This window comes from Paenibacillus sp. FSL H7-0350, from assembly GCF_038593195.1.
Taxonomy (GTDB): Bacteria; Bacillota; Bacilli; order Paenibacillales; family Paenibacillaceae; genus Paenibacillus_AQ.
In genome coordinates this window covers 6,444,253-6,471,176 of record NZ_CP151972.1, presented here as the reverse complement: position 1 = coordinate 6,471,176, position 26,924 = coordinate 6,444,253, and the positions used below count along the sequence as shown (strand labels likewise).

The 26,924-nt window shown below is 50.1% G+C and carries 26 protein-coding genes and 1 tRNA gene; 3 read left to right on the top strand and 24 right to left on the bottom strand.

Going from position 1 to position 26,924, the window contains the following annotated elements:
• Nucleotides 1–11: 11 nt before the first annotated feature.
• Nucleotides 12–1,910, bottom strand: a complete 1,899-nt coding sequence (locus NYE24_RS29070) for a sensor histidine kinase (protein WP_076161430.1) — start codon at nucleotides 1,908–1,910, stop codon at nucleotides 12–14.
• 255 nt (nucleotides 1,911–2,165) lie between these two features.
• Between NYE24_RS29070 and NYE24_RS29065 the strand changes: the two genes are divergently transcribed.
• Nucleotides 2,166–2,510 carry a hypothetical protein gene (locus NYE24_RS29065; RefSeq protein ID WP_342477262.1) on the top strand — a complete coding sequence of 115 codons (345 nt, stop codon included), beginning with the start codon at nucleotides 2,166–2,168 and terminating at the stop codon, nucleotides 2,508–2,510.
• 577 nt (nucleotides 2,511–3,087) lie between these two features.
• Here NYE24_RS29065 and NYE24_RS29060 read toward each other — a convergent pair.
• The 10 genes from NYE24_RS29060 to NYE24_RS29015 form a co-directional block, all read right to left on the bottom strand.
• A complete protein-coding gene (locus NYE24_RS29060; RefSeq protein ID WP_235218469.1) occupies nucleotides 3,088–5,286 on the bottom strand; it encodes a methyl-accepting chemotaxis protein in 2,199 nt (732 codons plus the stop codon).
• Nucleotides 5,287–5,547: 261 nt separating this feature from the next.
• Complete coding sequence (locus tag NYE24_RS29055; RefSeq protein ID WP_036696612.1) at nucleotides 5,548–6,870, bottom strand: U32 family peptidase; 1,323 nt, start codon at nucleotides 6,868–6,870, stop codon at nucleotides 5,548–5,550.
• Nucleotides 6,871–6,992: 122 nt separating this feature from the next.
• Complete coding sequence (locus NYE24_RS29050) at nucleotides 6,993–7,925, bottom strand: peptidase U32 family protein (RefSeq protein ID WP_342477261.1); 933 nt, start codon at nucleotides 7,923–7,925, stop codon at nucleotides 6,993–6,995.
• A 47-nt stretch (nucleotides 7,926–7,972) separates the two neighbouring features.
• Nucleotides 7,973–9,019 carry an endolytic transglycosylase MltG gene (gene mltG, locus NYE24_RS29045; RefSeq protein WP_342477260.1) on the bottom strand — a complete coding sequence of 349 codons (1,047 nt, stop codon included), beginning with the start codon at nucleotides 9,017–9,019 and terminating at the stop codon, nucleotides 7,973–7,975.
• 182 nt (nucleotides 9,020–9,201) lie between these two features.
• On the bottom strand, nucleotides 9,202–9,507 hold the full coding sequence (locus tag NYE24_RS29040; RefSeq protein WP_036696608.1) for a DUF1292 domain-containing protein: 306 nt from the start codon (nucleotides 9,505–9,507) through the stop codon (nucleotides 9,202–9,204).
• Nucleotides 9,500–9,808 carry a DUF1292 domain-containing protein gene (locus tag NYE24_RS29035; RefSeq protein WP_036696606.1) on the bottom strand — a complete coding sequence of 103 codons (309 nt, stop codon included), beginning with the start codon at nucleotides 9,806–9,808 and terminating at the stop codon, nucleotides 9,500–9,502. Before NYE24_RS29035 ends, NYE24_RS29040 begins: the two co-directional genes overlap by 8 nt.
• 13 nt (nucleotides 9,809–9,821) lie before the next feature.
• A complete protein-coding gene (gene ruvX / locus NYE24_RS29030; RefSeq protein ID WP_179090526.1) occupies nucleotides 9,822–10,238 on the bottom strand; it encodes a Holliday junction resolvase RuvX in 417 nt (138 codons plus the stop codon).
• Nucleotides 10,238–10,513 carry an IreB family regulatory phosphoprotein gene (locus NYE24_RS29025; RefSeq protein ID WP_036696603.1) on the bottom strand — a complete coding sequence of 92 codons (276 nt, stop codon included), beginning with the start codon at nucleotides 10,511–10,513 and terminating at the stop codon, nucleotides 10,238–10,240. The genes ruvX and NYE24_RS29025 overlap by 1 nt, the downstream gene beginning before the upstream one ends.
• 337 nt (nucleotides 10,514–10,850) lie before the next feature.
• Nucleotides 10,851–13,484, bottom strand: a complete 2,634-nt coding sequence (alaS, locus tag NYE24_RS29020) for an alanine--tRNA ligase (protein WP_342479322.1) — start codon at nucleotides 13,482–13,484, stop codon at nucleotides 10,851–10,853.
• A 91-nt stretch (nucleotides 13,485–13,575) separates the two neighbouring features.
• Nucleotides 13,576–13,779 carry a hypothetical protein gene (locus NYE24_RS29015; protein WP_342477259.1) on the bottom strand — a complete coding sequence of 68 codons (204 nt, stop codon included), beginning with the start codon at nucleotides 13,777–13,779 and terminating at the stop codon, nucleotides 13,576–13,578.
• 160 nt (nucleotides 13,780–13,939) lie between these two features.
• On the opposite strand from NYE24_RS29015, the gene NYE24_RS29010 reads away from it, so the two are divergent.
• Nucleotides 13,940–14,016, top strand: a tRNA-Pro gene (locus tag NYE24_RS29010).
• A 101-nt stretch (nucleotides 14,017–14,117) separates the two neighbouring features.
• Here NYE24_RS29010 and NYE24_RS29005 read toward each other — a convergent pair.
• From NYE24_RS29005 to NYE24_RS28945, 13 genes are all read right to left on the bottom strand, one after another.
• Complete coding sequence (locus NYE24_RS29005; RefSeq protein WP_051493699.1) at nucleotides 14,118–15,617, bottom strand: PLP-dependent aminotransferase family protein; 1,500 nt, start codon at nucleotides 15,615–15,617, stop codon at nucleotides 14,118–14,120.
• Between the two features lie 96 nt (nucleotides 15,618–15,713).
• Nucleotides 15,714–16,928, bottom strand: a complete 1,215-nt coding sequence (gene trpB / locus NYE24_RS29000) for a tryptophan synthase subunit beta (RefSeq protein WP_036696595.1) — start codon at nucleotides 16,926–16,928, stop codon at nucleotides 15,714–15,716.
• 11 nt (nucleotides 16,929–16,939) lie between these two features.
• Nucleotides 16,940–18,358 (bottom strand): UbiD family decarboxylase, encoded by a 1,419-nt coding sequence (locus NYE24_RS28995; RefSeq protein WP_341029591.1) that lies wholly within the window; start codon nucleotides 18,356–18,358, stop codon nucleotides 16,940–16,942.
• A complete protein-coding gene (locus NYE24_RS28990) occupies nucleotides 18,355–18,660 on the bottom strand; it encodes a chorismate mutase (protein ID WP_051493698.1) in 306 nt (101 codons plus the stop codon). The genes NYE24_RS28995 and NYE24_RS28990 overlap by 4 nt, the downstream gene beginning before the upstream one ends.
• Nucleotides 18,661–18,672: 12 nt before the next feature.
• Nucleotides 18,673–19,272, bottom strand: coding sequence for an aminodeoxychorismate/anthranilate synthase component II (locus NYE24_RS28985; protein ID WP_342477258.1), 600 nt, complete (start codon nucleotides 19,270–19,272; stop codon nucleotides 18,673–18,675).
• Nucleotides 19,253–20,725: an anthranilate synthase component I family protein gene (locus NYE24_RS28980; RefSeq protein WP_342479321.1), complete on the bottom strand. Its 1,473-nt coding sequence runs from the start codon at nucleotides 20,723–20,725 to the stop codon at nucleotides 19,253–19,255. The genes NYE24_RS28985 and NYE24_RS28980 overlap by 20 nt, the downstream gene beginning before the upstream one ends.
• A 51-nt stretch (nucleotides 20,726–20,776) precedes the next feature.
• Nucleotides 20,777–21,118, bottom strand: a complete 342-nt coding sequence (locus tag NYE24_RS28975; protein WP_036696816.1) for a cupin domain-containing protein — start codon at nucleotides 21,116–21,118, stop codon at nucleotides 20,777–20,779.
• Between the two features lie 58 nt (nucleotides 21,119–21,176).
• Complete coding sequence (locus NYE24_RS28970) at nucleotides 21,177–21,860, bottom strand: flavodoxin family protein (RefSeq protein ID WP_036696586.1); 684 nt, start codon at nucleotides 21,858–21,860, stop codon at nucleotides 21,177–21,179.
• 29 nt (nucleotides 21,861–21,889) lie between these two features.
• Nucleotides 21,890–22,189, bottom strand: a complete 300-nt coding sequence (locus NYE24_RS28965; RefSeq protein WP_051493694.1) for an AzlD domain-containing protein — start codon at nucleotides 22,187–22,189, stop codon at nucleotides 21,890–21,892.
• The gene (locus NYE24_RS28960; protein WP_036696584.1) at nucleotides 22,186–22,887 is read right to left on the bottom strand and encodes an AzlC family ABC transporter permease; all 702 of its coding nucleotides are present in this window, start codon (nucleotides 22,885–22,887) and stop codon (nucleotides 22,186–22,188) included. Before NYE24_RS28960 ends, NYE24_RS28965 begins: the two co-directional genes overlap by 4 nt.
• Nucleotides 22,868–23,689 (bottom strand): phenylalanine--tRNA ligase beta subunit-related protein, encoded by an 822-nt coding sequence (locus NYE24_RS28955; protein ID WP_051493691.1) that lies wholly within the window; start codon nucleotides 23,687–23,689, stop codon nucleotides 22,868–22,870. Before NYE24_RS28955 ends, NYE24_RS28960 begins: the two co-directional genes overlap by 20 nt.
• 264 nt (nucleotides 23,690–23,953) lie before the next feature.
• Nucleotides 23,954–24,508 carry an STM3941 family protein gene (locus NYE24_RS28950; RefSeq protein WP_342477257.1) on the bottom strand — a complete coding sequence of 185 codons (555 nt, stop codon included), beginning with the start codon at nucleotides 24,506–24,508 and terminating at the stop codon, nucleotides 23,954–23,956.
• 157 nt (nucleotides 24,509–24,665) lie between these two features.
• Nucleotides 24,666–26,093, bottom strand: a complete 1,428-nt coding sequence (locus NYE24_RS28945) for an MDR family MFS transporter (protein ID WP_342477256.1) — start codon at nucleotides 26,091–26,093, stop codon at nucleotides 24,666–24,668.
• A 107-nt stretch (nucleotides 26,094–26,200) separates the two neighbouring features.
• Between NYE24_RS28945 and NYE24_RS28940 the strand changes: the two genes are divergently transcribed.
• A complete protein-coding gene (locus tag NYE24_RS28940; protein WP_036696578.1) occupies nucleotides 26,201–26,794 on the top strand; it encodes a TetR/AcrR family transcriptional regulator in 594 nt (197 codons plus the stop codon).
• Nucleotides 26,795–26,924: the final 130 nt, after the last annotated feature.

Here is a 26,924-nt window from a genome sequence, read left to right as displayed (position 1 = left end):
CCGTCTCAAGCTCATTCCTCCTTAAAAGGATCTTCCCTTCCATTCCCGGCGGCACGCCCCGGCAGCGGTAATGACAAGATTACATCCGTACCCGCGCCCGGCTTGCTGAACACCTCAATCCCATAGGCCGGACCATAATGAAGCTGAAGGCGTTGGTGCACATTTGCCATGCCAATCCCTCCATTAATGCTCTTCTTCGGAGGAGCTGCAAGCCGAAGTCTCTCCCTCAGCTTATCCAGCGTAACCTGATCCATTCCGCAGCCGTCATCACGGATATGGAACAGCAGCCTCTGCTCTGTATACTCACACTTGATGCTCAGATGCATCCGGGACTTGGTATCATCCAGCCCGTGATACGCAGCATTCTCAATAATCGGCTGAAAAACCAGCTTAATCATGGAATAGTTGTCAAGCGCCTCGGGAACGTCAATCTTCAGCTCAAATCTGCCGGGATACCGGCTGCCCAGCAGCTCCACATAGTTGCGCACATACAGCAGCTCCTGCTTCATCGTTGCCCAGCCGGTCAAGTCACTGGTACTGTAGCGGAGCAGCTTCCCCAGGATAGAGATCATGTCAGCGGCTTCCACATCATCATTAATCTCTGCCGTCATCCGGATGGTTTCAAGCGTATTGTAGATAAAATGCGGGTTGATCTGGCTCTGAAGCGCCTGCAGCTCCGCCTCCTTCTTCTGTTCTTCAATCTGGTAAATATCCTGGATCAATTGACGAATGCGGGCCAGCATACGGTTGAATTGATGCCCCAGGAGACCAATCTCGTCACGGCGTTTAATGCGGAAGGTCACATCAAGATCGCCGCCCTGCACTTTTTTCATAAGCTGGATCATTTGGGTCAGCGGCTTGGTCAGGGCAAATGACAGAATGATCGAGATGATCAGGGCCAGCACAATGATGATTAGAGTAGCGCCTATAGTCGCATTACGGGTCAGCTTCACTCCACGGGTCAATTCGTCCACCGGTATGGAAATAATCACCTTCCAGTTCGTCTTGGTTGAACTCGAATAGATATTAAGCCGGTCCTTGCCGGATACGGTGTCATAAAAGCTCCCGGAGCTCCCTTCCGCAGCACGGAATAAGGAGGACCGGGAAATATCCACAGTGAGCAGCTTCTGCTCACTGTCATAGATGACTTTGCCCGACTGATCCACAAGGATGGACTTCCCCCGGGTCACCTTGTCCAGCTCCGCCACCTGATTCTCCAGATTACTGAAGTTAGCCTCCACTGCGATCAAGCCGGCTGGTTTCCATAGCCCGTCCAGAATGGGACGCACCACCGTAAAGGCATAACGGGTACTCTGCAAATTGCTTGTATACGCCTGTGTTCCCAGCAGGGTCGCTTCTCCGCCGGAGCCCTTTACCTGCTCACTCCAGAACCTGTAGCTTTGCTGCAGATCTAGCCGAATGCCCCCATCCTTGGCAGAATAATAACCATTCCCGTAGGCATCAAAAATATAGACCGAATTGGTTCCCCGCTTAATATTGTTAATAAATGAAATATTCTCTTCGATGCCCCGCTGAATGGACAACAGGAGATCCAAATCGCCGGGGGCCACCTGAGCCGTGTCCTGCTTGCCTTCCATCATCTGCTTTTGCTCATAATAACGGTTCGAACGGATCAGATTCTGCTTAATCTCATTGACGTAGGCGGGCATTGAAGAGATCCGTTTCATATCTTCTATGTAATCATCGATGGAATCCATCATTTGATCAATCAGCTTCTCGGAATAGGCGATTGTGTTCGCCTGGATGGATTCCGAATAGCTCCTGAAGCTGATCACACTGATGAATGACAGCGGGAGCGTAATAATGACCAGAAATACCAGGAACAGCTTGCGCTCCATGGACATATCCTCAATATAAGACCACCAGTTGGTATTGCGTGCTGTTCTCATGCGGCCTTCTCCCTGGTTCAAATTACATAACTAATCCAGCAAACAACAATAACAAAACCCTAACAAAAATATTATACGCATTCGCTTAAGGATGTACAAGGAAGGATGTACTGTCAAAAGAAAATAAGTTTCTATAAGCCAACGGGCAGGAAAATTTGGTGGCTCTATTGAATAAAAGGTAATTATTAATTAGCCGTATTCGCTAAGGGTTAGGCTTCTCAGGAAAGTAGGAAGGTTATGAAACTTAAAGGGACTTTGACTGAACAAGCATATAGAGAAGAATTAATAGCCTCGAAATTTCATTTGTTCAATGATATGTCCAGGCGCAGGTTTTTGAACATTATTAGAAAAACATTCCCGGCAATGAAAACAGCATACGTTTTATCTTGGATCCCCGACCAGGGTGAGGATATAATTAGCTTCCTTGTGGATACTCATTCAGTTATTAAGATTGAACTGGATCGTTATGATAACACAGTTACTCCGTTAGTCGATGTGTATCCAATTGAACATTGGATGAAGGGACTTAGTAAAACGTTTCAGATCAAAATCTTAGTAGCTTTGGATCTGGCTAAAAATGATATGTATCAAGGCAATTGAAGTAAAACATCAAAGTATTAACAGAGGTACTAATATTTTTATAATCCGTGCTACAGCGCTTAAGACGCATAGTAAACCGCTGAGACAGACCAACTAATAGAACTCTAAGGGTGAAAGATACTGGTGCCTTCTCTCACTGGCAGCTTGTAAGGAGCAGTATTGTTGCATTATTTGCAGGATTCCTTAAAAAATAGTACTGGCTAAGCTCCAATTGTTGCATTATTTGCACAAATTCCGGCGTTTAGAGCAAGTTAGCACAGGATTTGTTGCAATTCGTGCAGGATTTCAGCATAGACCACTTGTGCCGGGCAGCATTGTTGCACTTTTTGCAGGATTTACTTATAAATGTTACTGGTTCTGAAGCGTGGGGCCCGTCTCTCTGCGCAGCACTCCTAAACATCAACCACATAGAAACGGTATTGCCGCCCTTTTAAAGGACAGTACCGTTTCAGCGAGAAATAGAAGGATAATTTATCGTGTGCAACAAATAAATTCTATATTTTTAAAAAAGGGCGTCACGCAGCCAAATATCGGCTTGCGTGACGCCCTTGCTTTAGACCTGGAACGGTTCTGATGTTTATTTGATTGTAAACAGCGACAGCTTGCTCTCCAGTTGAGTAGAAGCCCCTTGCAGCTTGTTCGACAAGGCTACGAGATGGTCACTGACATTCTGCTGCTCACTGCTGAGCGATGCAACCTCTTCCGAGGTTGCCGAAGATTGCTGCGCTACCGCACTTACATTCCCCATAGCATCAGACAGTACACCTTGCGAATGGTTCAAACTGTCGATGGCCCCTGTTACAGACTCCAGACTCATAATGAAGTCTTCCATCTGACCCTTCACGGACACGAAGATCTCACTGGTACTCTTCACGGACACCATCTGCTCCTTGAACAGCGGAGCCACTTCAGACAGGACAGCAACCGTCTCATCCATTTCAGCTACGATCTTGTCTGTAATTCCGGCGACCAGAGCGATGGACTGCTTGGATTGGTCTGCAAGCTGCCGGACCTCCCCTGCGACTACCATGAAGCCACGGCCGGCTTCGCCTGCTCTCGCTGCTTCAATCGTTGCATTCAGAGATAGAATGTTCGTCTGCTGGGTAATATTCTTCATCACATCCAGCACCTTGATTACGGAATATACCGTTTCCTTGAGATTATTGACTCTTTCCACCAGAGCGGAGGTCATCTCACCTGTACGTCCGGTCTGATCCAACAGCTCTTCCAGCTGTACAGCACCCTGTCCGCTGGCTTCCCCAACTCCACGGGCTGCCTGATCCATCTCGGAGTTGGCTGCAATAACACTCTGCATCTGCGTAGCAATCAGGTCTGTCAGCTCATTACCGCGTTCGGCTTCCTGGGCCAGACTTCCGGCACCGCCGGCAATCTCTTCCGTGGCCGCAGCGATCTCCTTGGCAGAGATAGCCGTCTTGCGCGAAGCATCCCCCAGCTCACCCGCAGTCTCAAGGACTTCGCGGGCTGTATCTGTAGTCTGGGCTACCAGCTCAGTAATCTTACCCATCATCATATTGAAGGAGGCCGACAGCTGGCCGATCTCATCCTTCGAGACATACTGGGTACGGACACTCAGGTTACCTTCGGCTCCCTCCAGCATCAGGTCCTTGAGGCGTGCCAGCGGCTTGGCGATCAACTGGACCATCCAGAAGCCGACAATCATAGCAAGCACGGCTGCCGCTCCCGCAGCAAGGAAGGTGGTAAACAGAATCGGCGTGGCAGCTTGAACCAGTTGTCCGGTAGGAACTACACCGGCAAGCTTCCAGTCTGCCTTCTGCATCGGATTGTACACAGCAAGGATATTCTTGCCGTTCTCATCCTTCGCTTCCGTGCTGTCATTGTTCACCTTGCTGTCCTTGATGAAATTCAGTACGGTGGCTTTGCCGTCCTCTTCAGGCTGCGAGGATGCCACTACGATACCATCCGGGGCAATCAGTTGAATCCGCGAGCCATCCCCAAGTTGTACACTCTTGAAGGCTTCTTCCAGGAGAGTGCTCTTAAGCTCCAGCATGACTACATAAGAGGCATTGGAGCCCAGATTCTTAAGCGTTCTGACCATAGCCAGATTCTTGCCGCCGCTGCCTTCAACGGCAGTAGGGAACCAGTAGTTCTGGGCGGATTTGGCTTCTGAAGTATAATAAGGCTCATAAGAGCTTGAATTCTTGACCACGGTCTTGTACCATTCCTGTGCTCTCACATCATCGCCTGCGAGACCGGTGCTTCCGCTGGAGACAATCCCCATCTGAGGGTCCTCCGGAATGAGAGAAATTGCAACGATATTGGAATCTGTTGTAGTCTGGCTGGACAGCTTCTTACTGATCGCATCGGTAGCCACGAACTTATCGTAGCTGCTCTTCGCTGAAGACAGCTCTGTCAGATTCGCTTGCATCTGTGTATCAAAATATAACTGAAGCGCGAGACTCTCATACTGCTTCAAGGTAATGTCCAGCTTCTCCGAGGTCTGAATAATTGTCTGCCGGTTGGCTTCGGACACATTCTCTTTAATTGTATTCTTGGCTTTGTTGTAAGACAGAAGTCCTAAGAACAGGACCACTACCACAATAGAAGATAAGAAGATCAGGAACAGCTTAACCCCAACGGATTTATTCGGGTTCACCCTCTTCATCTGGCTTAGCGAGCTGTTCAATACTTTTTTGTAATTTCTTTTCTCTGCCGTGTTGCTTGTAGTCTGTGAAGCCTCTGTCTTCTGGGCCTTAGCCTTTTGTGTGCTTTTTGGCTTTTTACTGTTTTTTGCCACTTTTATCCTACTCTCCTTCGGTTTATCTGCCTTATTGTCCGGATTGGGAGCCCCCATAACCATCACCTACCTATCCCTTAGATTGGAAGATATATGTAAGCGTTACCTGCCCTATATATCGGCACAAAGACTCATATTTCTTAGCATTTTTTTTGCAAGTTGATACATTATACAGATATTTTTGTCGAATTGCATAAGTATATTGATACACAAAAAAGAAATGCCCTTGTGTAAACGGACATCCCTTAGTTTGTAAAGCCATTATTTTCGCTTGCGCATCATATCGAAATAAGCAACAGGCTGATCTACCTTCATCCGCACACGCTGAAGCGGGTGACGGGCCACATCCAGCGGATTGCCGGCCTCATCCCACAGCTCTCCGACGGTCTGCTTGAAGAAGGTGTCATCCGGGCCGAAGAACTCAACTTCCTGTCCCGGCTTGAAGTTATTGCGCTGCTGAACGAGCGCCATTCCGCTCTCTGCATCATACTCCAGCACCAGTCCCGCGAAATCATACGGAGCTGCCTTCTCTTCGGGTTCATAGATGTGGTCCTCATGGTCCGGTGTGTCATAGAAAAAGCCTGTGTTCAGCGGACGGTTAGCCGCCTTCTGCAGCTCCTCCAGCCATTCGGGCTTCAGCACATACCCTTCCGGGTCGGCCATGTAAGCATCTATGGCTTTGCGGTAGGCATTCACTACGGTCGCCACATAGTGAATCGATTTCATCCGGCCCTCAATCTTGAAGCTATCGATCCCGGCTTCAATCAGGTCGGGAATACTCTCCAGCATGCATAGGTCCTTCGATCCCATAGTGAACGGGTTGTCCTCGGGCTGATGCAGCGGCAGCTGGGTGATTCCAGGCTGCAAGGCCTGAGGCGCCTCAGCTTGTTCCTCTTCGGATACCCAAGCCCCTTCGGGACGGGCATCTTCGAACAGATCATACTTCCAGCGGCAGGATTGGCAGCAGCCGCCGCGGTTGGAGTCACGGTCGGTGAAGTGATTCGATAACACACAACGTCCGGAGTATGAGGAGCACATCGCTCCATGGATGAAGCTCTCGATCTCAATATCCACATGCTGCTTGATCTCGGCGATCTCCTCCAGGCTAGTCTCCCGGCCCAATACTACGCGCGGCAGACCTTCCTCCTTCCAATAAGACACTGCCTGCCAGTTGAGCGTGGACTGCTGGGTGCTTAAGTGCACTTCAAGACCAGGCACGAGACGCAGGGCAGTATCGACAATCACCGGATCGGCTACGATAATTGCTGCAATTCCGGCCTCATATAAATTACGCAGGTATTCTTCAATCCCCGCGACATCTTCATTGTGAGCATAGATATTGGTGGCTACGAATACTTTGGCACCATATTTCTTGGCAAATTCAACACCCTCGCGCATTTCCTCGAAGGTGAAATTATCTGCGCCTGAGCGCAGACCGTATTTCTGTCCTCCGATATAGACTGCATCCGCGCCATAATGCACGGCGAATTTCAATTTCTCCAGATTTCCTGCCGGAGCCAGGAGCTCCGGTCTATCCAGACGGTAACGCTTGCCCTTGAACTGGGGCTTAGTCATGGTTCCCATTCCTGTTCTCCTTTCTGTGTCTCATCTTCTGCAAGATTTAAAAGCATACATCAGGTGGTACACGCTGCTGAACCCAATGATGATGGGATAAACCTTACAAGAGCTGAGACAATACCTTTTATTTAATATACCTGCTCTTTATAGAAGAAGCCGAACGACAGTTCACGCTCAGGGTCCTGCAAAGCCCGGACCTCCTCCAGCCAAGACTCCTCGAATGCATATACAGCGGGATCAGCGGCGTAGACGTCCATGGCATGACGGTAAGCCTTAACGACAGCCACATTATAAGCCACCGGCTTCAGCAACCCCTCGATCTTCAGGCTGTGTACACCAGCTTTTAACAAGAAATGGAGATCCTCCAGAATGCAAATATCATCCGAGCTCATAATATGCGTGCCGTTCTCGTCCTCATAGATCGGGAACTTCTCATTCGGACGCTCCGCTTCGATCAGGAACAGCCCGCGCTCTTTACCCAGGCTTCCGCCATCGCTTGGACGGCCCTGGTGGGACATATAGCTCGCAACAAGCTTTCGCTTGGAATGATAGATATTCGTCATGCCGTGTACCTGGACCTGGGCTTCCACTTCAAGGTTAGGGACCATCTCGGTCATCTCATCCATATTCAGTTCACGTGCCAGAACGACACGCGTGGCTCCCTTGCGGCCCCAGTAATTGGCTGTAGCATAGTTGGTCGAGGTCATTTCCGCATTCCAGTGCAGCTTCATTCCGGGCGCTTCGGCTTTGACGGCCGCCAGTACGGCGGGATCACCGAACTCTACCCCATCCACACCCAGCCCACCGATGGCCTTCACATAAGCCGGAAGCTCCTCCAGCATAGTATTGGGGATCAGTCCATTGATGCTTACATATACCTTACCGCCCCGGGCATGTGCCAGCTTAACTACTGCGTCCGTGTCTTCAAGTGTAAAATGTCCGGCGAGACGCATACCAAAGCGGTCATCGCCGACCAGCAGGGCACTCGCTCCTGCATCCAGCAGCGCTGCCGCTTCTTCCAGAGAAGCCGCTGTTACCAGCAGCTCCGGTGTGTTATTCATCGTGTTACCTCCTGTGCATTGCTCATCCTTACTATTGTAGCGGGTTCTTACGGATTTTGTTTGCTTTTTTGAATATTGGCTAAATGTTCCTTGTAGGTTCTGGCAAATAAATGTCCCTGTGAACCGTCCTTCTTCGTCACATAGAAGAAATAATCCGAGATCTCCGGCGTCATGGCTGCTTCGATCGACGCCAGCCCGGGGCTGCTGATCGGTCCAGGCGGCAAGCCCGCCTGCTTATACGTATTATAAGGACTGTCTACCTTCAGATCCTTCTCATACAACCGCTCTTTCTGCTTGTCCAGCAAGTACTGGACGGTAGCGTCGATCTCCAGCTTCTGCCCCTTATCCAACCGGTTATAGATAATACCGGCCACCAGCGGACGTTCCTTGTCTACTACCACCTCACGCTCCACCAGTGAAGCTACGGTCAGCAGCTCATGCAGCGAGAGCCCGCGGTTCGCCAGCTTCGCCTTCCACTCAGGAATCGTATCCAGCTTCTTCACCAGCTGGTCCAGCATCGCCCCGATGACTTCCTGCGGGGTGCTGTCCTTAGCCAGTTCATAGGTCTCCGGGAAAAGGTACCCCTCCAGCCGGTGGCGCAGCAGCGGATTGTCCGGAATCTCCAGCTTGCTTACGGCTTCCATTCCCTTACCTGAATCAATCAGCTTCAGGAAGATCTCCGGCTTCTGATTCCATGAAGCGGCCAGCTTCTCTGCCACCTGAACCGCAGTATACCCTTCAGGAATTGTAAAAGTAACGGTAGCTTCCTTCACAATATCTCCGGCATTCAACCGGCTGATCAGCGTATCGTAGGAGTCGCCGGGGCTTACCTGGTAAGTGCCCGCCTTGAAGCTGGAGCCTTCCTGGACCCATTTCAGATATCCTTTGAAGAACAGGCTGTGCTTGATAATGCCCTCTTGCTCAAGCAGGTCAGCTATTTGCGAGCTTCCCATACCCTTCTCAATCGTAACCGTTACGGCCGGCCCTGCGGGCTTGACCGGCTGCATTCCATTCCAGATGTACCATGCTCCTCCTCCTGCAGCAGCTGCCAGGACCAGAATTAAGATAAGCACAGTGCGGATCACGGCTTTCAAATGTTACGCCTCACCTTCCGACTATAAAGTATAAAATTGTATTGTCCAAAATTCAACCTATTTTTATAGCATAAGCTTTTTCCATCCAAACTGAAAGGTCATTTCGCTGACCATAAGCAAAAAGAGCGCGGAAAAAATCCGCACTCTTCCGTATCTGCTCTACATGAAGTTGCTACAGTCGCTTATTCGCTATCCGCAGGGAAAGTAAGCTCATCATACAGCTCGGAAATATTCTCCCACTCTTCATCGTCCATAATGCTCTCCAGCTCCGGAAGTCCGTCCGGAGAAACTACGATGCGCAGAATTTCCTGCTCCGCAGCTCTTCCCGATCCCCCCAGAACGGCATAAGCATGATCACCCACAGCAAATTCTGCAATAATATCGTAAACGGAAGACTTGCCCTGCTCATCCTCCAGTTCTACTGTTTCTCCATATACTTCTTTGAGCTTAGAAGTCCATACCGCTTGATCAGCGGAAAACTCAGTCATTCTCTGCTCCTCCATCCAGCTCGTCAACCAAAGTATTGAAGGTCTCCTCTACGATGGCCCATTCCTCATCATTCTCAATCATGAAGAGCTGCAGATCGTCGCCGTCTTCCTCGTAACGGAACGCGTAGACCTCATCTGTCTCCTCATCCTCGGAATCAAGCGGAACCACCATCATATACTTGGCATCCGATCCGTCCACTTCAAACTTCATGATGACCTCGAATTCCTCTTCATTACCTTCCTCGTCGGGAATATAGATAATTTCCGGTTCCTCTTCTTGGCCGATCTGTTCGTTTGTCATATCCGCACACCCCTCACCTTTTACTGTTAGCATCCAAATAATTTTGCAAAATCAGCGCTGCGGCCATTTTGTCCACCAGCCCCTTGCGTTTCTTACGGCTGACATCCCCATCAATCAGCACCCGCTCAGCAGATACCGTCGTCAGACGCTCATCCCAAAGGTGTACGGGTAAATCGAGTTGCTCCCGCAGCTTATCTGCGAATTCAATGCAAATTTCACCACGGGGTCCTACGGAGCCGTTCATGTTCTTCGGCAGTCCGACAACAATCTCGCCGATTTCGTACTCCTTGACCAGTTCACGGATACGCTCGAATTCATTGCCGTTTCCGCGCCGCTCAATAGTCTCCAGAGATTGTGCTGTCCATCCGAAAATATCGCTTGTGGCGACACCTATTCTGCGGTCGCCGTAATCCAGTCCCAGCTTCTTCATCATTTGGGCTGGTCCACCCGATGATTGGCCAGATAGAAACGGACCAGTTCTTCGATCAGCTCATCACGCTCTTTCCTCCGGACCAAACTTCTCGCATTGTTGTGGCGTGGAATGTAAGCCGGATCTCCTGAAAGAAGATATCCTACGATCTGATTGATCGGATGATATTCTTTCTCCACCAGCGCGTCGTACACGGCGAGCAGTATTTCCTGGGGAGAGGCTTCCTTTTCGTCGCCCTTCACATTGAATTTGACCGTTTTGTCCATGGAGTCCATGTGGTGACACCTTCCTTCTGCAAAATCACCCTGATTCGGGCGGCTTCGCAAAGTTGCTGCTGTACAGCTCACTTGCTGCCCTCATCATAACATATTCATGCCCCAACGAGGAAATCCTGCCATGGTTAAAGCGCTTTTTTTGGCATTTTGTCTACAAAAATAGATGTTTTTTTGGGTTTTAAGCTATTGCAAGCCCTGGGTCAATAATGAATAACCCCAAAAAATATACATTGTGTGAATAAAGCAGCGGCACCGAGGAAATGCCCTCAGCACCGCTGCTTCCCAACCCTTGATAGAAATCCACAGTTTCTTACAGACAGGAATTACTGTATACCGCTTAAGCCTGTGCGGCTACCAGTTCCTCGGCCTTCTTCAGGGCTTCGCCCAGCTTGGAAGCGTCCTTGCCTCCGGCCTGCGCCATATCCGGACGTCCACCGCCGCCGCCGCCGCAGACTGCAGCGATCTCCTTCACCAGCTTGCCGGCATGGAAGCCCTTCTTCACCAGCTCCTGAGGTACGGCTACCACGAAGTTCACCTTGTCATCCATTGCAGCACCAAGTACCAGTATGGCCTCCGGGAGCTTGGACTTCAGTTCGTCCGCTGTCGAGCGCAAAGCATCGATATTGCCGGCTTGCACAGAGACCGCAAGAAGCTGCGTTCCTCCGCCTACTGTGATTACACTGCTGGTCAGCTCTGCTGCGAAGGTTGCGCTCAGCTTGGACTGGAGCGATTCATTCTCACGGCCCAGCTCGCGTACCTGGGCATGCAGGGCTTCAATCCGCTTCGGCACATCGGTCAGCGAAGATTTCAGCAAGGCTGCCGACTGCTTCAGCAGGTCCAGCTGACTCTCCGTGAACTGATAGGCGTAACGGCCAGTCACAGCTTCAATCCGGCGCACCCCGGAACCGATGCCGCTCTCGCTAAGCAGCTTGAAGATTCCGATCTGTGCTGTATTAGACACATGGCATCCGCCGCACAGCTCCAGGCTGTAGTCGCCAACTTGAACGACACGGACAACATTGCCGTATTTCTCTCCGAAGAGGGCCATCGCTCCCATAGCTTTGGCTTCATCTATCGGCTTATTCTCAATGACTACTGGAAGGCTGCGCCAGATCTGCGCGTTCACGCGCTGCTCAATATCGCTGAGCTCCTCTGGAGTAATGGCTCCAAAATGCGAGAAGTCGAACCGCAGGCGTGAGCCTTCTACTAAAGAGCCAGCCTGATTCACATGGCTGCCCAGCACTTCCTTCAGCGCCTTGTGCAGCAAGTGGGTGGCCGTGTGGTTCTTCACGATATCCTCGCGCTCCGCCTGGTTCACTTCGGCACGGACGGTATCGCCGACCTTCAGATCGCCTGCTTCCACCGTAACCAGATGAACATGCTGGCCATGCGGTGCTTTGAAGAGGCCGTTCACCTTCGCGGTCACCGATCCGCCGGTCAGAACGCCGGTATCGCTGACTTGGCCGCCGCTCTCTGCATAGAATGGTGTTGTCTCCAGGATCACCTGGCACTCGGCGCCTTCGCTTACTGTATCCTGAAGTACACCGTCTACCACAATCGCCAGGACCTTGGACTCTGTTACCGTGTCATTATATCCAACAAATTCACTTTTAACCGTAAGCTCGGCGAGCGCACCGCCTTGAATCTTCATGCTGGCGCTGTCCTGACGGGCTGCTCTGGCCCGGTCACGCTGCTCCTGCATCGCGGCATCGAAGCCGGCGCGGTCTACGGCAAGCCCCTGCTCGGACGCGAAATCCTCGGTCAGGTCAAACGGGAAGCCATACGTGTCATAGAGCTTGAATGCATCGGCACCGGCAATGGTGCTCAGGCCGTCTGCTTTGGCTTTGGCGCTGATCTCCCCGAGGATCGCCAGACCATCGGACAACGTCTCGTGGAAGCGCTCCTCTTCCAGACGGATGATTTTGGCGATATATTCACGGTTCTCGACCACGGAAGGATAATATACTCCCATAATCTCTCCAACGGTCTCAGTCAGCTCATGAAGAAAAGGACGGTCCATTCCCAGCGTCTTGCCGTAACGTACGGCGCGGCGGAGCAGACGGCGGATAATATAGCCGCGTCCTTCATTGGAAGGAAGTACTCCGTCACCCACCGCAAAGGTAACGGTACGCACATGGTCGGCAATGACTTTTAGCGCGATATCCTGTTCAACATTATCTTTGTAGGTTACCCCGGCAAGCCCGGCAGTCTTCTGGATAATCGGCTGGAACAGATCGGTATCGAAGTTGGAATCCACATCCTGAAGAATGGAAGCGAAGCGCTCCAGGCCTGCGCCGGTATCAATATTCTTGTTGGGAAGCGGCGTATAGCTGCCGTCCTTATTATGGTTGAACTGTGAGAATACGAGGTTCCAGACCTCCAGCCAGCGCTCATTCTCACCGCCCGGATACATCTCCGGATCACTCATATCACTGCCGTACGCTTCACCGCGGTCATAAAAAATCTCCGAGCACGGGCCGCACGGGCCTTCGCCGATATCCCAGAAGTTCTCGTCGCCCAGCTTGATGATGCGTTCTGCGGGCAGGCCGACCTTCTCATTCCACAGCTTGAACGCTTCTTCGTCCTCAGCATACACAGTCACGGAGATCCGGTCGCCGTCGAAGCCGATCCACTCCTTGCCGGTCAGGAATTCCCAAGCCCAGGTAATGGCCTCTTCCTTGAAATAATCACCGATGGAGAAGTTACCCAGCATCTCAAAGAACGTATGGTGGCGGCGCGTCTTGCCCACGTTCTCAATATCATTGGTGCGGATACATTTCTGCGAATTCGTCAGGCGGGGATTCTCCGGAATCTCCCGGCCGTCGAAGTAGGCCTTCAGTGGCGCCATACCTGCGTTAATCCACAGCAGCGAAGGGTCATTGTGCGGCACGAGCGAGGCGCTCGGCTCAATACGGTGGTTCTTGCTCTCAAAAAACTGCAGCCATTTGGAACGGACTTCACTTGCTTTCATCATGTACAGCTCCCGTCTCTTCATTAAATTAACAACAAAAAACGCCCCTGAATGAAATTCAGGGACGATGATTATCGCGGTACCACCCTGGTTATCGCCTTAATCCGTGAACCACGGACAACTGCAGACGATCGCCTTGTGCGGCTGTTAACGGGTGCCCCCGGCGGGATTGTCCCCGCACTCCGAAATTAGCTTTCAGCCGGCCTGTCTCCCAGGTTCTCACACCCGATGCGGCAATCCGCAAAGGAACCTGTTCTCTGGTGAAGCCATGCTCCGGCGTACTTGTTTTCATCAACGCTTTGTCCGATTTGCTTTTTAACATTTCAAGTATAGCCAGCGGGTGGATATCTGTCAATCACAGGCCGTAATTTGCTGTAACAGGAGCTGATAATCGCTATGAAAAAGGTTATTTACAGCGCTTACACACAGGCGTATAATTTAATTATTCTTAGCGTCGAGACGTAGCTCAGCTTGGTAGAGCGCTTGCTTCGGGAGTAAGAGGCCGCAGGTTCGAATCCTGTCGTCTCGACCATTTCTAACATATCTAATTAAGATTCGCGGCTTTGGGGCCGTGATTTTTTGGCATTCTGTCTTCCATATATTATCCTGTTTGGACTCTTGGATCATTCCTCTCTAGCGGCTCTTCTCCTTGCCTAAGACCTTTCGGCATTCTTTCTCGGCAAGTGCCATCTGCTTAATTCCCGTTCTGATCTGATTCTCCGATAAATTCGAATACCCCAGAATAAATGTTGGCTTCTGAGGGATCTGGTTAAGAAAATAATCAGATGCAGGATATATTTTCACTCCATGTCCCAGAGCCTTCGCGGCAATCATCTGCTCATCAACCACTGTATCCAGCTCAATGAGCAGATGTAATCCAGCCTCATCTCCAAAAACCTTGACCCGGCTGCCAAACTCATGCTGAAGCGCCTTTACCAGACAGGAGCGGCGGGTAGCATATAATTTCCCCATTCGGCTTACATGCTTGGCATATTGTCCTGACTGGATGAAATCCGTCAGTGCTTCCTGTTCCAGCGTAGGGGTCATGCGATCAGTAATCCACTTGATCGCCAGAAAGGGCTTTATTAAGGAAGGCGGAAGAATGGCATAGCCAATGCGCAGTGCAGGAAACAGAATTTTGCTGAAGCTTCCCACGTATACGACCCGCCCAGAGTTATCCAGCCCTGCAAGTGCAGATACCTTTTGCCCTACATACCGGTATTCACTGTCATAATCGTCTTCAATAATGAGTGCTCCTGACCCTCTTGCCCACTCCAAAAGCTGAATTCTCCGGTTAAATGACATTGTCACACCCACCGGAAACTGATGCGAAGGGGTTACATAGATCAACTTGGGAGTTTTTGACTGTCTTTTACTGTGATGCGCCAGACATTCATCCATCTCCTGAACACATATTCCTTCCTGGTCAACCCGTACGGGAATCACTTCACCCCCAGAGTAGCTGAATATTTCCCTGAGCACGTTATGAGTTGGGTCTTCAACCAGCACCTGATCTCCTTTACTCAGGCAAAGCCTGGCGAGAATATCCAGAGCTTGTGTAGCCCCAGTCGTAATCACAATTTGCTCCGGAAGTGCCGGAATGGAGCGGGTAGAACGAACTAACCGGGCAATCTCCTCCCGGAGTGCCAGGGTACCTTCTGCTGGTCCGTATGTAAGCATGTCAGGTGTGGCTCTCCGGCAGACCTCAGTCAGTGCACGCTGCCATCGGTCCATGGGAAACATATCCCAAGCTGGCACACCATGTCGGAAATCATAAGGAACCGCTGACGATGAGGGAAGAGCCGATATGAATTTCGGTGCTTTGGTTGACACAGCACAATAATTACCCGTCATCCTGCCGGGGTCAGTATCTGCTCCCGCTGCATTGTCGGCAACAAACGTTCCCGCTCCTCTCCTCATCTCCAGATAACCTTCCGCCTGTAGTTGCTCATAGGCTTGAAGAATGACACTGCGGGAAACCAGAATCTGTTCGGACAGCAATCGAGTGGCAGGAAGCTGGTCCCCGCTTCGCAAGCATCCGCTGTTAATTGCCTGCAAGATTTGCTCAAACACCTGTCTGGATAAAGATGTATCCGATGTCTTATCTAGTGTAATTAACAATTCATACGCCAAGTAAAGCCCCCTCCATCCCCTATGAGATCTTTCTCTATAAATGGATTTAAGCCTCCGGGTTTTGAGACACCGAAGGCTTGCAGTATATAGATTGTCTTATACTTCTTGTAGTGCAGGGCGCTCCTTGAGCATTTCATAGACTTGAGCAACATCCTTGTCCCCGCGGCCAGAAAGACTAACCACAATAATTTCATCCTTGCTCATGGCTCCTGCAACCTTCATCGCATAGGCGACAGCGTGAGAGCTTTCCAGGGCCGGGATAATTCCCTCCGTCTTGGAAAGGGTCAAGAAGGCATTCAGCGCTTCTTCATCGGTAATCGAGACATATTCCGCCCGCTTAATCTGCTTATAATAGCTATGTTCCGGACCCACACCGGGGTAATCCAACCCGGCTGCAATGGAATGGCAGTTCTCGGCATCGTTCATCACGTAGCATCTGAACCCGTGAATAATATCCGGCTTGCCTGTACTAAGCGGTGCTGCATGGATCCCGGTCTCGATCCCTTTTCCTGCAGGCTCTATGCCCACTATCGTGACACCCGGGTCATCCACGAAGGGATGAAACAATCCAATCGCATTGGATCCCCCGCCTACACATGCAGTGATCAGATCAGGAAGGCGCCCTTCCTTCTGCAGAATCTGCTGCTTGGCCTCTCTTCCAATAATCGCTTGAAAATGACGGACCATCAGCGGAAACGGATGCGGTCCAACAACAGATCCGATGAGATAGTAGGTATCTTCATAGTTCTGTGCGAAATCATTCAGCGCTTCATCCACAGCTTCCTTCAGTGTTCTGTTACCGGACTTCGCAGCCACAACCTCAGCTCCCAGCATCTGCATACGGAATACATTGAGAGCCTGTCGTTCAATATCCACCTCCCCCATATAAATGGTGCAAGGGATATTGAACAAGGCACATACGGTAGCAGTGGCTACACCATGCTGTCCTGCGCCAGTCTCGGCAATAATTCTTTTGGCCTTCATCCGGTGGGCAAGCAGGATCTGGCCGATAGTATTATTGATCTTATGTGCTCCGGTATGATTTAAATCTTCACGTTTGAGGTAAATTTTGGCCCCGCCCAGTTTATCCGTCAGCCGCTGCGCATAATATAACAGACTCGGCCGGCCCACATATTCATTCAGATAGTGCAGGAACTCCCGCTCGAACTCTTCGTCGTCCTTATAACGCTGAAAAGCTTCGTCCAATTTATTAAGCGCCGCCCTTAGCTCATCCGGAACGTAGCTTCCGCCAAACTTCTCCTGATCTCCTTCACCAAATACACCGTCCGCAGTTACCTTAATAATGCTCATTGAGTAACCTCCTATATATTTTTGGGTGTGCCAAAAGAAGTTCTTATAAACCCGTCTCTCATTCTATAGGGTACTGTGCAATCAAACACGACTTTTGTGGTCATGCCAGGCTTCGTAATCTGTGGGGACATGCCCGGCATTTGCGATGGGTCCAGATGGAAGCCTTCAAGTCCCGGGAAGGTAATAATGTCCACATCCGCCTGAAAACGGGTCGTCATGGCCCACCACACTTCCTCTTCACTGAACAGGTTAACATCCTCATCTACCAAAACCACCTGTTTGATCATTCGAAAAGAACGAAGAATCATCGTTCCGGCGCGCCTGACGGCGAGATCGTCCTCATCATCTATTTTATGAAATTGAGCAAATAACAGCAGTTGCCCTCCCCCGGCAGAGCTGCAATAGGCATTGGTAATGCGGGAAGTTACTTGATTGCGTACATATTGGAGCACTCCAGCTTCCATCCCCACCGCTAAAAGATTAGATTGCTCGTATCCCGGACCAATCACGGTTTGAAATATAGGATTAGCTGAGGAAGTGATCCCCATAATCTTAATGACAGGCAAATGGGGATGTGCCTTGCCGTCATATCCCAGAAACTCCGGCATAGAATGGCCCCCAGGCTCTCCTTCAGGAGCATACTCATAGGTAATTTCACCTTCCAGTACATACTCCGCTTCGGACAAGCAGTCTGCGGCAACAGATAAACAGGAGGAAATCTTGACTGGCTGTCTCCGTAATCCGCCTGCAATAGCCAGCTCATTGAACCCCTCGGGCGCTACAGCACCCGTGCAGCAGGAAGCAATATATATAGCAGGATCCAGACCGATATTGATGGAGATCGGAAGCGGCACACCCATTTCTTGTGCCGCCAGGTAGAAGCTCTCCAAGTGGCGGCCTGGAACCATCCAGATTGTCAGTTCGTTGTTGCTTTTCACCCATAGCCGATGAATGGAAATATTGCTGTCACCAGTGACAGGATGCTTAGCGACTACTAACCCGAGTGTAATATAGGGTCCCGCATCCTTCATGCTCATGGTGGGGATTGGCAACCGGGTGAGGTTAACATCCTGATGGATCACTTCCTGACAGGGCGGCTTCTCATATTTTACAGGCTCAATTGGATGCTGTGCGGCATCCAGCAGGAAGTCCGCTATATATTGTTCTTGGGCCCCGAGAAGCATTGCACAACGTTTCCGGGTTCCAAAGATCCCCGCCAGCACCGTTTTGTTCACTGGCATCACATGTTCGAATAACATCGGTACTCCCGGGCCGGTTGGTGAAGAGACAGGAACCCCGCCTCCCTGGGCTGCATATAGAGCGGCTAACTCATATTTAGCGTCCACAGGCACCGTATACCGCTGGACGCCTTCAACATGTTCCTCCAAGTATACAAGAGCCGACTTCAGATCATGAATCGCGGCTCTCACACCGCTGGCTCATCTGACTGCTCGCGGCTGTGCAGATATTCAAGCTGCATATCCGTCAGAACCGTAATTAATGTCTTGTAAGTAGCCGTTGCGATCTGTGGTTCAAGACCTGCAGCCTCTGCCAGCCCAGCTACCTTATCTAGTACCTGCTTAACCCGGTCACAGGAACGGACGGACTCCTCATCTTTTTTCAAGACCATAATTTTCTTAACGACCCGGGTTCTTTCAGCGAGCAAAGCCACTATCTGCCGGTCGATGATATCAATCTCTTGACGATGAAGCGCAAGGTTCTCATTCAACATTACTGATCCTCCCTAGATAATTTGAGTTTCATATAAGTATGATACATAGGTCGAAATGAAATTATGAAATATTTGAAATCCGCTTTCAGTGCATACACTTTCAGGATGAAATTGAATAGATTCAATTGGCAATTCCCTATGCCGTACCCCCATAATATATCCATCATCCGCAGATTCTGCAATGATTTCCAGACAATCCGGCAGCTCCTCCCGGCTCACGATCAGGGAATGATAACGCGTAGCCCGAAATGGATTATGGAGTTCTGCAAAACAGCCTTTACCATCGTGAATAATCTCACTGGTTTTGCCATGCATCAGATGTTTCGCCCCTATAACTTTGCCGCCGAATGCAAGTCCAATCGCCTGGTGACCCAGACATACGCCAAGGATCGGAAGACACGCTCCATATTGCCGGATCAGCTCGATATACCGCGCATCAGCCGGATGGCCCGGACCTGGACCCAGGACTACAAAATCCGGAGCCAACTGCTCCACAAGACCCGAACTTAACTGATCGTTACGCACCACTTCAAGCTCTACTCCGGCTTTCATCAGATATTGGCAAATAATAAATACAAAGCTATCATATGCGTCAACGACCAATGCTCTCATTCAGTACCTCCCTGCCTGTGACAGCCCAGAATAATGCACCCATTTTATGAAAAGTTTCACTCCACTCCTTCTCCGGCACGGAATCAGCCACCACTCCCGCAGAGGCGCGAATGAAATACGAATCAGGCTTATGGTGAACCGCTGTACGAATGCACAGGGCCATATTTACATACCCGTTGAAATCAATGAATCCCATTGCCCCCGCATAGGCCCCACGGCGCGTGGTTTCAAGCTCTTCAATGATCTCCATTGCCCGAATCTTAGGCGCTCCAGTCATTGTGCCTGCCGGAAAAGTAGCGGCAATAATATCATACATGTCGTTTGTGGCTTTCTTCGCTCCCCTTACACTTGACACCAGATGGTTCAAATGTGAATATTTCTCGATCGCCATTAATTCCTCTACCTCCAGAGTCCCTGTTTCACAGACCCGGCCAATATCATTACGGCATAAATCTACCAGCATAATGTGCTCTGCTACTTCCTTTTCATCCCGCTTCAGAGCTTCTATAAGTCTCACATTCTCCTCTGGAGTGGGGCCCTTGGGGCAAGTACCTGCAATAGGCCTCATTATGATGTTCCCACCCTGGATTTTAATATATAGCTCTGGACTGGCCCCGATCAGCGTCATCCCTCCAAAAGTGGCCAAATACATATATGGCGATGGATTACGCACTCTTAGTCTCCGATACACGTCAACAGGAGTCATAGGGCTGTCAATATTGATTTGATTCCCTAGCTGGACTTGATAGATATCTCCAGCCGAAATATAGGAGAGAGCTTTCCTCACATTATTCTGATATACCTGACTGTCTATCGTATATTCCACAGATAATGGCTCTACAGCATCAGTTAACACCCGGTTCATCTGCAAATCACCCTTATGAAGCATAAGGCAAATCTCCGCCTTGGACAGGTCATCCCATCCTTCAGCAGCTTGGTTGAGAATCAGCCGTACGGTCTTGTCAACCAAATTATATTCTATTAGTCCTTGATACAGGGACAAGGCAAGATCCGGGACCGTTCCGTCATTCGGAATCTGTCTCGGCAGACTTTCAACAGACCATGCGGTATCATAGCCCAAATATCCAAAAAAACCGAAATAGAAGGCTTCGCCCCGATCCGGGACGGAAACGGTGAACTGGGACTGAACGAACCGCAGGAAATCCCACAAGTCCTTCCGATTTCGCAAATGCAAACCCCCATCCCGAGAGACAAGCAGCCCTGCCTTCAGCCCCCCCTGGCTTACCCGCTCCATCATGGACTCTAGTCCTGTCAGTTGTATTTCTGTTGAGAATGCTGTAATCGTAAAGAGCGGTTTGAACCCTATAAAAGTACTCTGGGCACTCTTGGAAGACCCCGATAAGGTTTCCAGAAAGTAGGTATTTTGCTCCCCCAGGTGTTCCCGCAAGGATAAATAGGTCTCAAAGGAATCGTGAAACGGAATATCATGCACTTCAGTGTTTACTTGAATAGGATGCAAGATTCTTCACACTCCCAGTCTGTTTTAGTCCACTTCATCAATAACAAACACCAGAGTCGGGCTACCTTCCATCCCTTGTGACCGATGCGGATCTCCATCAGGAATTACGAAACCCATCCCGGGCCTGCAGGATACCTTTCTGCTCTCGTAATGTATTGTGAATTCTCCCTGCAGCACATAACCCACATGCCCCTTCAGGCACCAATGCTCTTCATTAAAACCCGGAGGAAGCTCCAGCAACCGAAGCCGCTTATTGCCGATATAGCTGATTTTCACACGCCCGTTAGCACCAGGCTTTTCCCAGCTTGTCCATTCCATATTAGGAAAATCAATCCCTCCGAGAGCTTCCAGTTCCTTATTCGTCACAGCCATCAACCTCCACTTTTTATTATTTATTATATGAAAACCAATGATGGGCAATCTCTTACACTAGCGGTGCTTGGAGACGACGCAGCTCATTCTTGCATATTCTCCGCTCATTCTCTTCCTCACATTGCAAAAAGGAATGATTCGTAATCTGCGAATAATGCTTCATAGCTGAGATCATATCAATCATCCGGTTGATCATTCTTCGTACAGAATCCAGCCCTTCCAAATCACTGAATGCCTCGCTTGCTTGTCCGGCATGCAGAAGAGCGGGAAAACCGCTCCCTACCAGGATCATACGATTCAGCAGAATATTGTTCACAATCTGAGAATGAACATGCTGGTGATTATAGCGCCGGCCTGTAATGATCGCTCCTCCGACCTTATTCGTAAGGGGGCGCTCAAATCGGAGATAGCATACCCCTGAGCGTTCAATAAACATTTGCATCAGATGCCCCATGCCGAAACCATGAACAGGAACCGCATAAATAATCCCTTCGGCCTTCTGCATCATCTGCACAATGTACTGCATGTCATCCGTCAGTTCGCAGGCCTTCTCCCGGTAGTTGCAATCCCCGCAGGTCCCGGAAGGCGAGAGGTTAAATTCTCTTAAATTAAGTACTGAGAGATTTGCTCCTCTGTGGATAGCTATTTCTTTGCTATACTTCAGGATCTGGTCTGTATTCCCACCAATGCGGGTTGATCCGCATATCGCTAGCAGTTCTACCGGCATAATATCCATAGGCGCATATTCCTCCCATTATGAATGGATTATAGAAGTTCAACAAAAACAGCAACAGCGACAGAAGCAATGATGACACCAAACAATGGCACCTTTTTAGCCAATACGAGAACAATAGCAACCACACCCGCTGCAATCCCTACCATCGGCGCCTCTTGATCCACCTGAAATATACCGGGAATAATTAACGCGCTGAGTACAGCCAGAGGAAGATTCTCCAAAAACCAGTTCTTTCGCTCCTCCATCTCCGCCTTCCGCACAAGCAGCAGCGGCGCAATGCGGAATAAGAAGGTCAGCATACCCATTCCGAGGATCACAATTATTGTCACATGACTTCACTCCTGACCTCATTTTCTTTGGAAGGGAATATTCCGCCGACACATGCTCCGATGATCATCGCAGCCACTACAGTAGCTGTTCCTAATAAGGGCTGTAGCAACCAGGAGGAAACAGCGGCTGAAATGCAGATCGCCAGGTTTCTTTTGTTGAGCCGGATCTGGGGTATTACTAATGCAATAAGCAAAGCGTACAGGGAAGTATTCAGCGCCGGCAAAATATTAGCGGGAATATAATCTGCCAGCATAATCCCGGCATACGTTGCGATTAGTGTGACGGTGTAGGGCGGGATCTCCAGCCCCAGCAAATAAGGAAGGGAATGACTCCCTGCTTCTCTGCGGTTTTTGTCGGACATCATACTGACCGCATACACCTCTTCTGTCAGCCCGAATCCAACAAATCCTTTGTAGAACGGGCGTGTATTCCGGTTCATTCTGGAAGAGAATGACAGGCTAATAAAAAAGTATCTTAAATTGATAACGAACGTGAGCAGCAAAATAATAGGGGCAGCGGTTCCCACTGCGAGCAGCTTAGCTGCGATAAACTGGCTTGCTCCGGCGTAGACCACAGCGGATAGAAGAAAGACCTCCAGGTCACTTAAGGAAAGGGCTTTACCCACCAGGCCGAAGGTGATGCACGCCGGGATATATCCGATAACAATGGGAATGGAGTCAATAATACCTTTCTTCACTTGCCTCATGGGCTCTGTCACGATCCGCGAAAACCTCCCCGTTATGTAATAGAAAGGTATGCACAGGTGAATCCTTATGAATGAACGCCCATTCAGATCTCCCAACTCCGGTAAATGGCTGCAGCAATTCATTTAAAAGAAACGTAGTGGCCTCTACAAGTACTTTAGCTTCTTTATGGACCGCTTCAATCGTAAACAGCATTTGTGAGGATTCAGCGGTTGTCTTAACATGATCGCTCTGTCTCCAGTTCCAGCGCCGGGAGTGTGCTCTCCCGGCATCATCTGCATAAATAATCTCACCGGCTGAAGGAAGCTCACACCCATCCACTTTCCCAATCGGCAAGAACTGTTCATTCCCAGTAGCTCTTCTGATAACAAATTCTTGTATATCAGAGATATCGCACGAAGCTATAGGTGTACGGCATTTCAAAGAGATAGCATTGCATAAGTTCACGAGTGTATGAATTCGGGCTAATGCCCCCTGTTCAACTACACGTCTTATGAGCGATTCTGCAGCGCAAGGATACCTTGCGGGCTTGACACCAAATTGACTATAGACTTTCCGCCAGGCTGCAATGGTCGGAATTTCACTTATTGATTCTTTTTGCAATCCTGAGTTCATGATTTCCTGTTCCATATGAGCAAGCAGCGCGTTCACTTCAGAATCCCTGTCTAAGTTTGCAATATGAGAAGTCGCGATCAACCCAACATGTAAATCAGGGGCTATCTCAAAAACGTCTTGCGAAAATTCCACTTTAAATGCTCTACTGCCCTCTACTTTCCCGGTATGGACTTGATTCATCTTAATCCTCCTTCGGAGCATTTCACTTCACTGCATTGCAGCGCTACATGGAATATTATACCTTATATACATTTTATTTATAAACTACCAATTCCCGACCAATCAACCATACCAATTTGCTTTTGAACTGAAACGTCCGGATGGACGATATCATCCTCAAATAAATCGAATATGTGCTCTTCTGTCTCTAAAATAAAAAAGCACTACCGTGAAGTAGTACCGTCAATGTCCTATTCTCTTTTATGTTTAAATAGCAAATTCAGACTACCTCAGCCCCGCCCACAGCCGTCTTCGCAGCTCCATCTCCTCATAGATACGCTCCAGCGGCAGTTGCATGGACTGGCCCGTTATATTCACTGGTGTGCCGGCGAGACGGAGGTTGATGGCCATCAGCCAGCGCTTTAGTCCGCGTTGCCGGGACAGGTAGGCTTGGGGGTCAACGAGGAAGATGCAGATGTTCAGTTGTCCATAGTAACGGATCAAGCGGATGTCCGAAATGTCCTCCCACATCAAGCGTCCTCCCGGAATCGCTGAAGACTGGTCATCAATGCCCTGGGCATCCACCACCATCAGCGGGGAGCGGCGCAGCAGCATGATTAGATAGACGATGGCCGCCAGGCCAAACAGCACGGTGCAGGCAATTCCCAGCGTCCGCAGAAGGATGGCAAGATCCGTCGTAACCTCCCCGGATATTTTTAGCAGCCAGAACCCCAATATCACAAAAAGCAAGGATCCCGCTAACAGGAAAAGGATCTTGATCCAGAACGGCTTCACCACGAGCGGCTGGTAACCTCCATCGTTATACGGCTGGTAGTCCATTTAGTCGTCCTCCTTCAGGGCCTGCCAATTGAACCGAAGCAGAGATGTATCCCCTATATCTTTGGATTATAACTATAAATGGTACCCGATCACTCTACCCTCCGCAACCATTTTACCCAAGAAAATGAAACATTATTACACATGCGCACCAGCCGTGTTATTTCCGTATTCTAGGCAGGAACGCCGCCGGAATTAACGCCAGAGTCGAGAAGGCAATCGTCCACATGAACGTATGATCGAAAGCAACGGCCAATGCGGCCGGGTCAGGAGTCAGGACGGAATTCAGCTCATTTTGCAAAATAATTGCGATAACCGATACGCCGAAGGCGCCGCCAATCTGCTGCATAATACGGGTAGTGCTGCTCGCGTGCGGGATTTGCTTCGAGGACAGACCGATATAGGCAGAAGCCATAACCGGCAGAAAAACGGCCCCTAATCCGGCCCCCCTCACAATAAGAACTGCACTCAAAAAATAGTAACTCGTGTCTGCTCCAAGCTGTGTCAGCGGCCAAGTGCCGAGGATGGTAAGGACCGTTCCGGCAAGCACCACAGGTCTCGATCCGATCTGATCCGTCAATTTGCCGGCCAGTGATCTGGTCAGCAGCATCCCGATGCCTTGGGGAACGAGCAGCAGGCCGGAGATCAGCACCGTTTCACCGCGGACTTGCTGGAGATACAGCGGCAGGAGCAGCATTGCACCATAGGTGGTCAAGCCGGATAGAAACAGCAGTGTAGAGGACACGGTTAAGGAACGTACCCGGAACAGCCTGACATCGATCAATGCTTCGTTTCCTTTGCGGAGGGCATACACCACAAATACTGCTAAAAGCGCCACACCTGCTATGACTGGGGCAAGAACCGCAGCATGACCGAAGCCGTGGTGGGAGCTGACTTCTCCAAGACCGTACAGGATAAGCACGATAGCCGGAGACAGCATCAGCAATCCAGACATATCCAGCCGTAGCGTCCGGGCATTGTGCTCTTCCTTAGGGAGCCCTTTCCAAGCAACAATTATGGCAGCCACGCACAGCGGAATATTGACAAAGAAGATCCATCTCCAGTTCAAGTGATTAACGATTATTCCACCCACCACCGGTCCCAGAATGGGCCCAAGCAGCGCTGGCAGAGCTATGGTCGCCATTTTTCTGCCCATATTGTCTCCTCCATAGGCACGTACAGCCAAGGTCTGCATAATGGGCATCAGCAAGCCCCCGCCGATCCCCTGAAGGGTTCGGAACAGTATCAGGCTCTCCACGTTCCACGCCATGCTGCACAGCACGGAGCCGAGCAAAAACATGCCCAGTGAAAACAGCCACATCCTCCTTCCCCCAAACCGCTCCACAGCCCAGCCGCTTATCGGAATGACCATCGCAAGCGATAGCAAATATCCGGTCATCACCCACTGAATCGTGGACACCGAAGTGTTAAATTCCCGGACCAGCGTATCAATCGCCACATTGGTTATCGTCGTATCGAATATCGGTGCCAGGATACCAAGCATAAGAATCCACATCAAGTTCTTCGCTCCAGCCTGCTGTTCAGACGGTTCAAGTGCTGGTTTAGCTTGCTCTTGCAAGTTGATCATCTCCCTTTAATCACTAAATAAGATACTTTAAGTTTCTTATTTGAGCCTATGATATACTATCCACATAGGAAACGCAACGAAATTCTCCAATGGAGGTTGAGATAGATATGTCCACTTCTCAAGAACAGGATAAATCGAAGAACAGACGCAGAGGCAAGGAGCTGGAAGCTGCCATTCTGCAAGCTGTACGGGAAGAGTTAACAGAGCAGGGGTATTCCAATCTTACGATGGAAAGTGTGGCCGAGCGGGCGGGAACAAGCAAGGCCGTACTCTACCGCCGGTGGGCTAACCGCGCTGAGCTTGTGCTTGCTGCCATCCGGGAACGTGTGCCCCTGCCGCTGGAGGAAGTCCCCGATCACGGGAATTTGAGGGATGATGTATGCGGGGTGCTGCGGGCTATGAACCAGAATAATATTCAAGCCATATTGAACGCTTTCTACGGGCTTGTAGCGGAAATGGGCGATATGCCGCTTGCCTCGTATATTTTCCCGCATGGGCGTCAAAACAGGACCATGTCGATTTTGCTAGAGCGGGCTGTTGAGCGGGGAGAAGTGTCTGCCGAAGCCGTGACCCCCCGAATGCTCACTCTGCCGTCCGATCTGGCCCGCCATGAGCTGATGCTGTACAACGCCCCCATGTCGGAGGAGACGATCGCCAATATTGTGGACGAGGTATACCTTCCGCTGGTGTTGAAGCGGTAAATACTTGTTATGAACCTTCATGCCATTTCTCCAGCATCTCCTGCGCCTTGTGCTTATCTGTCAAAAGCATCTTGCCACTGTCGTGCTGGCAGCCGGTGCAGCCGGGACTGATTGCTGATCTGGATGAGGG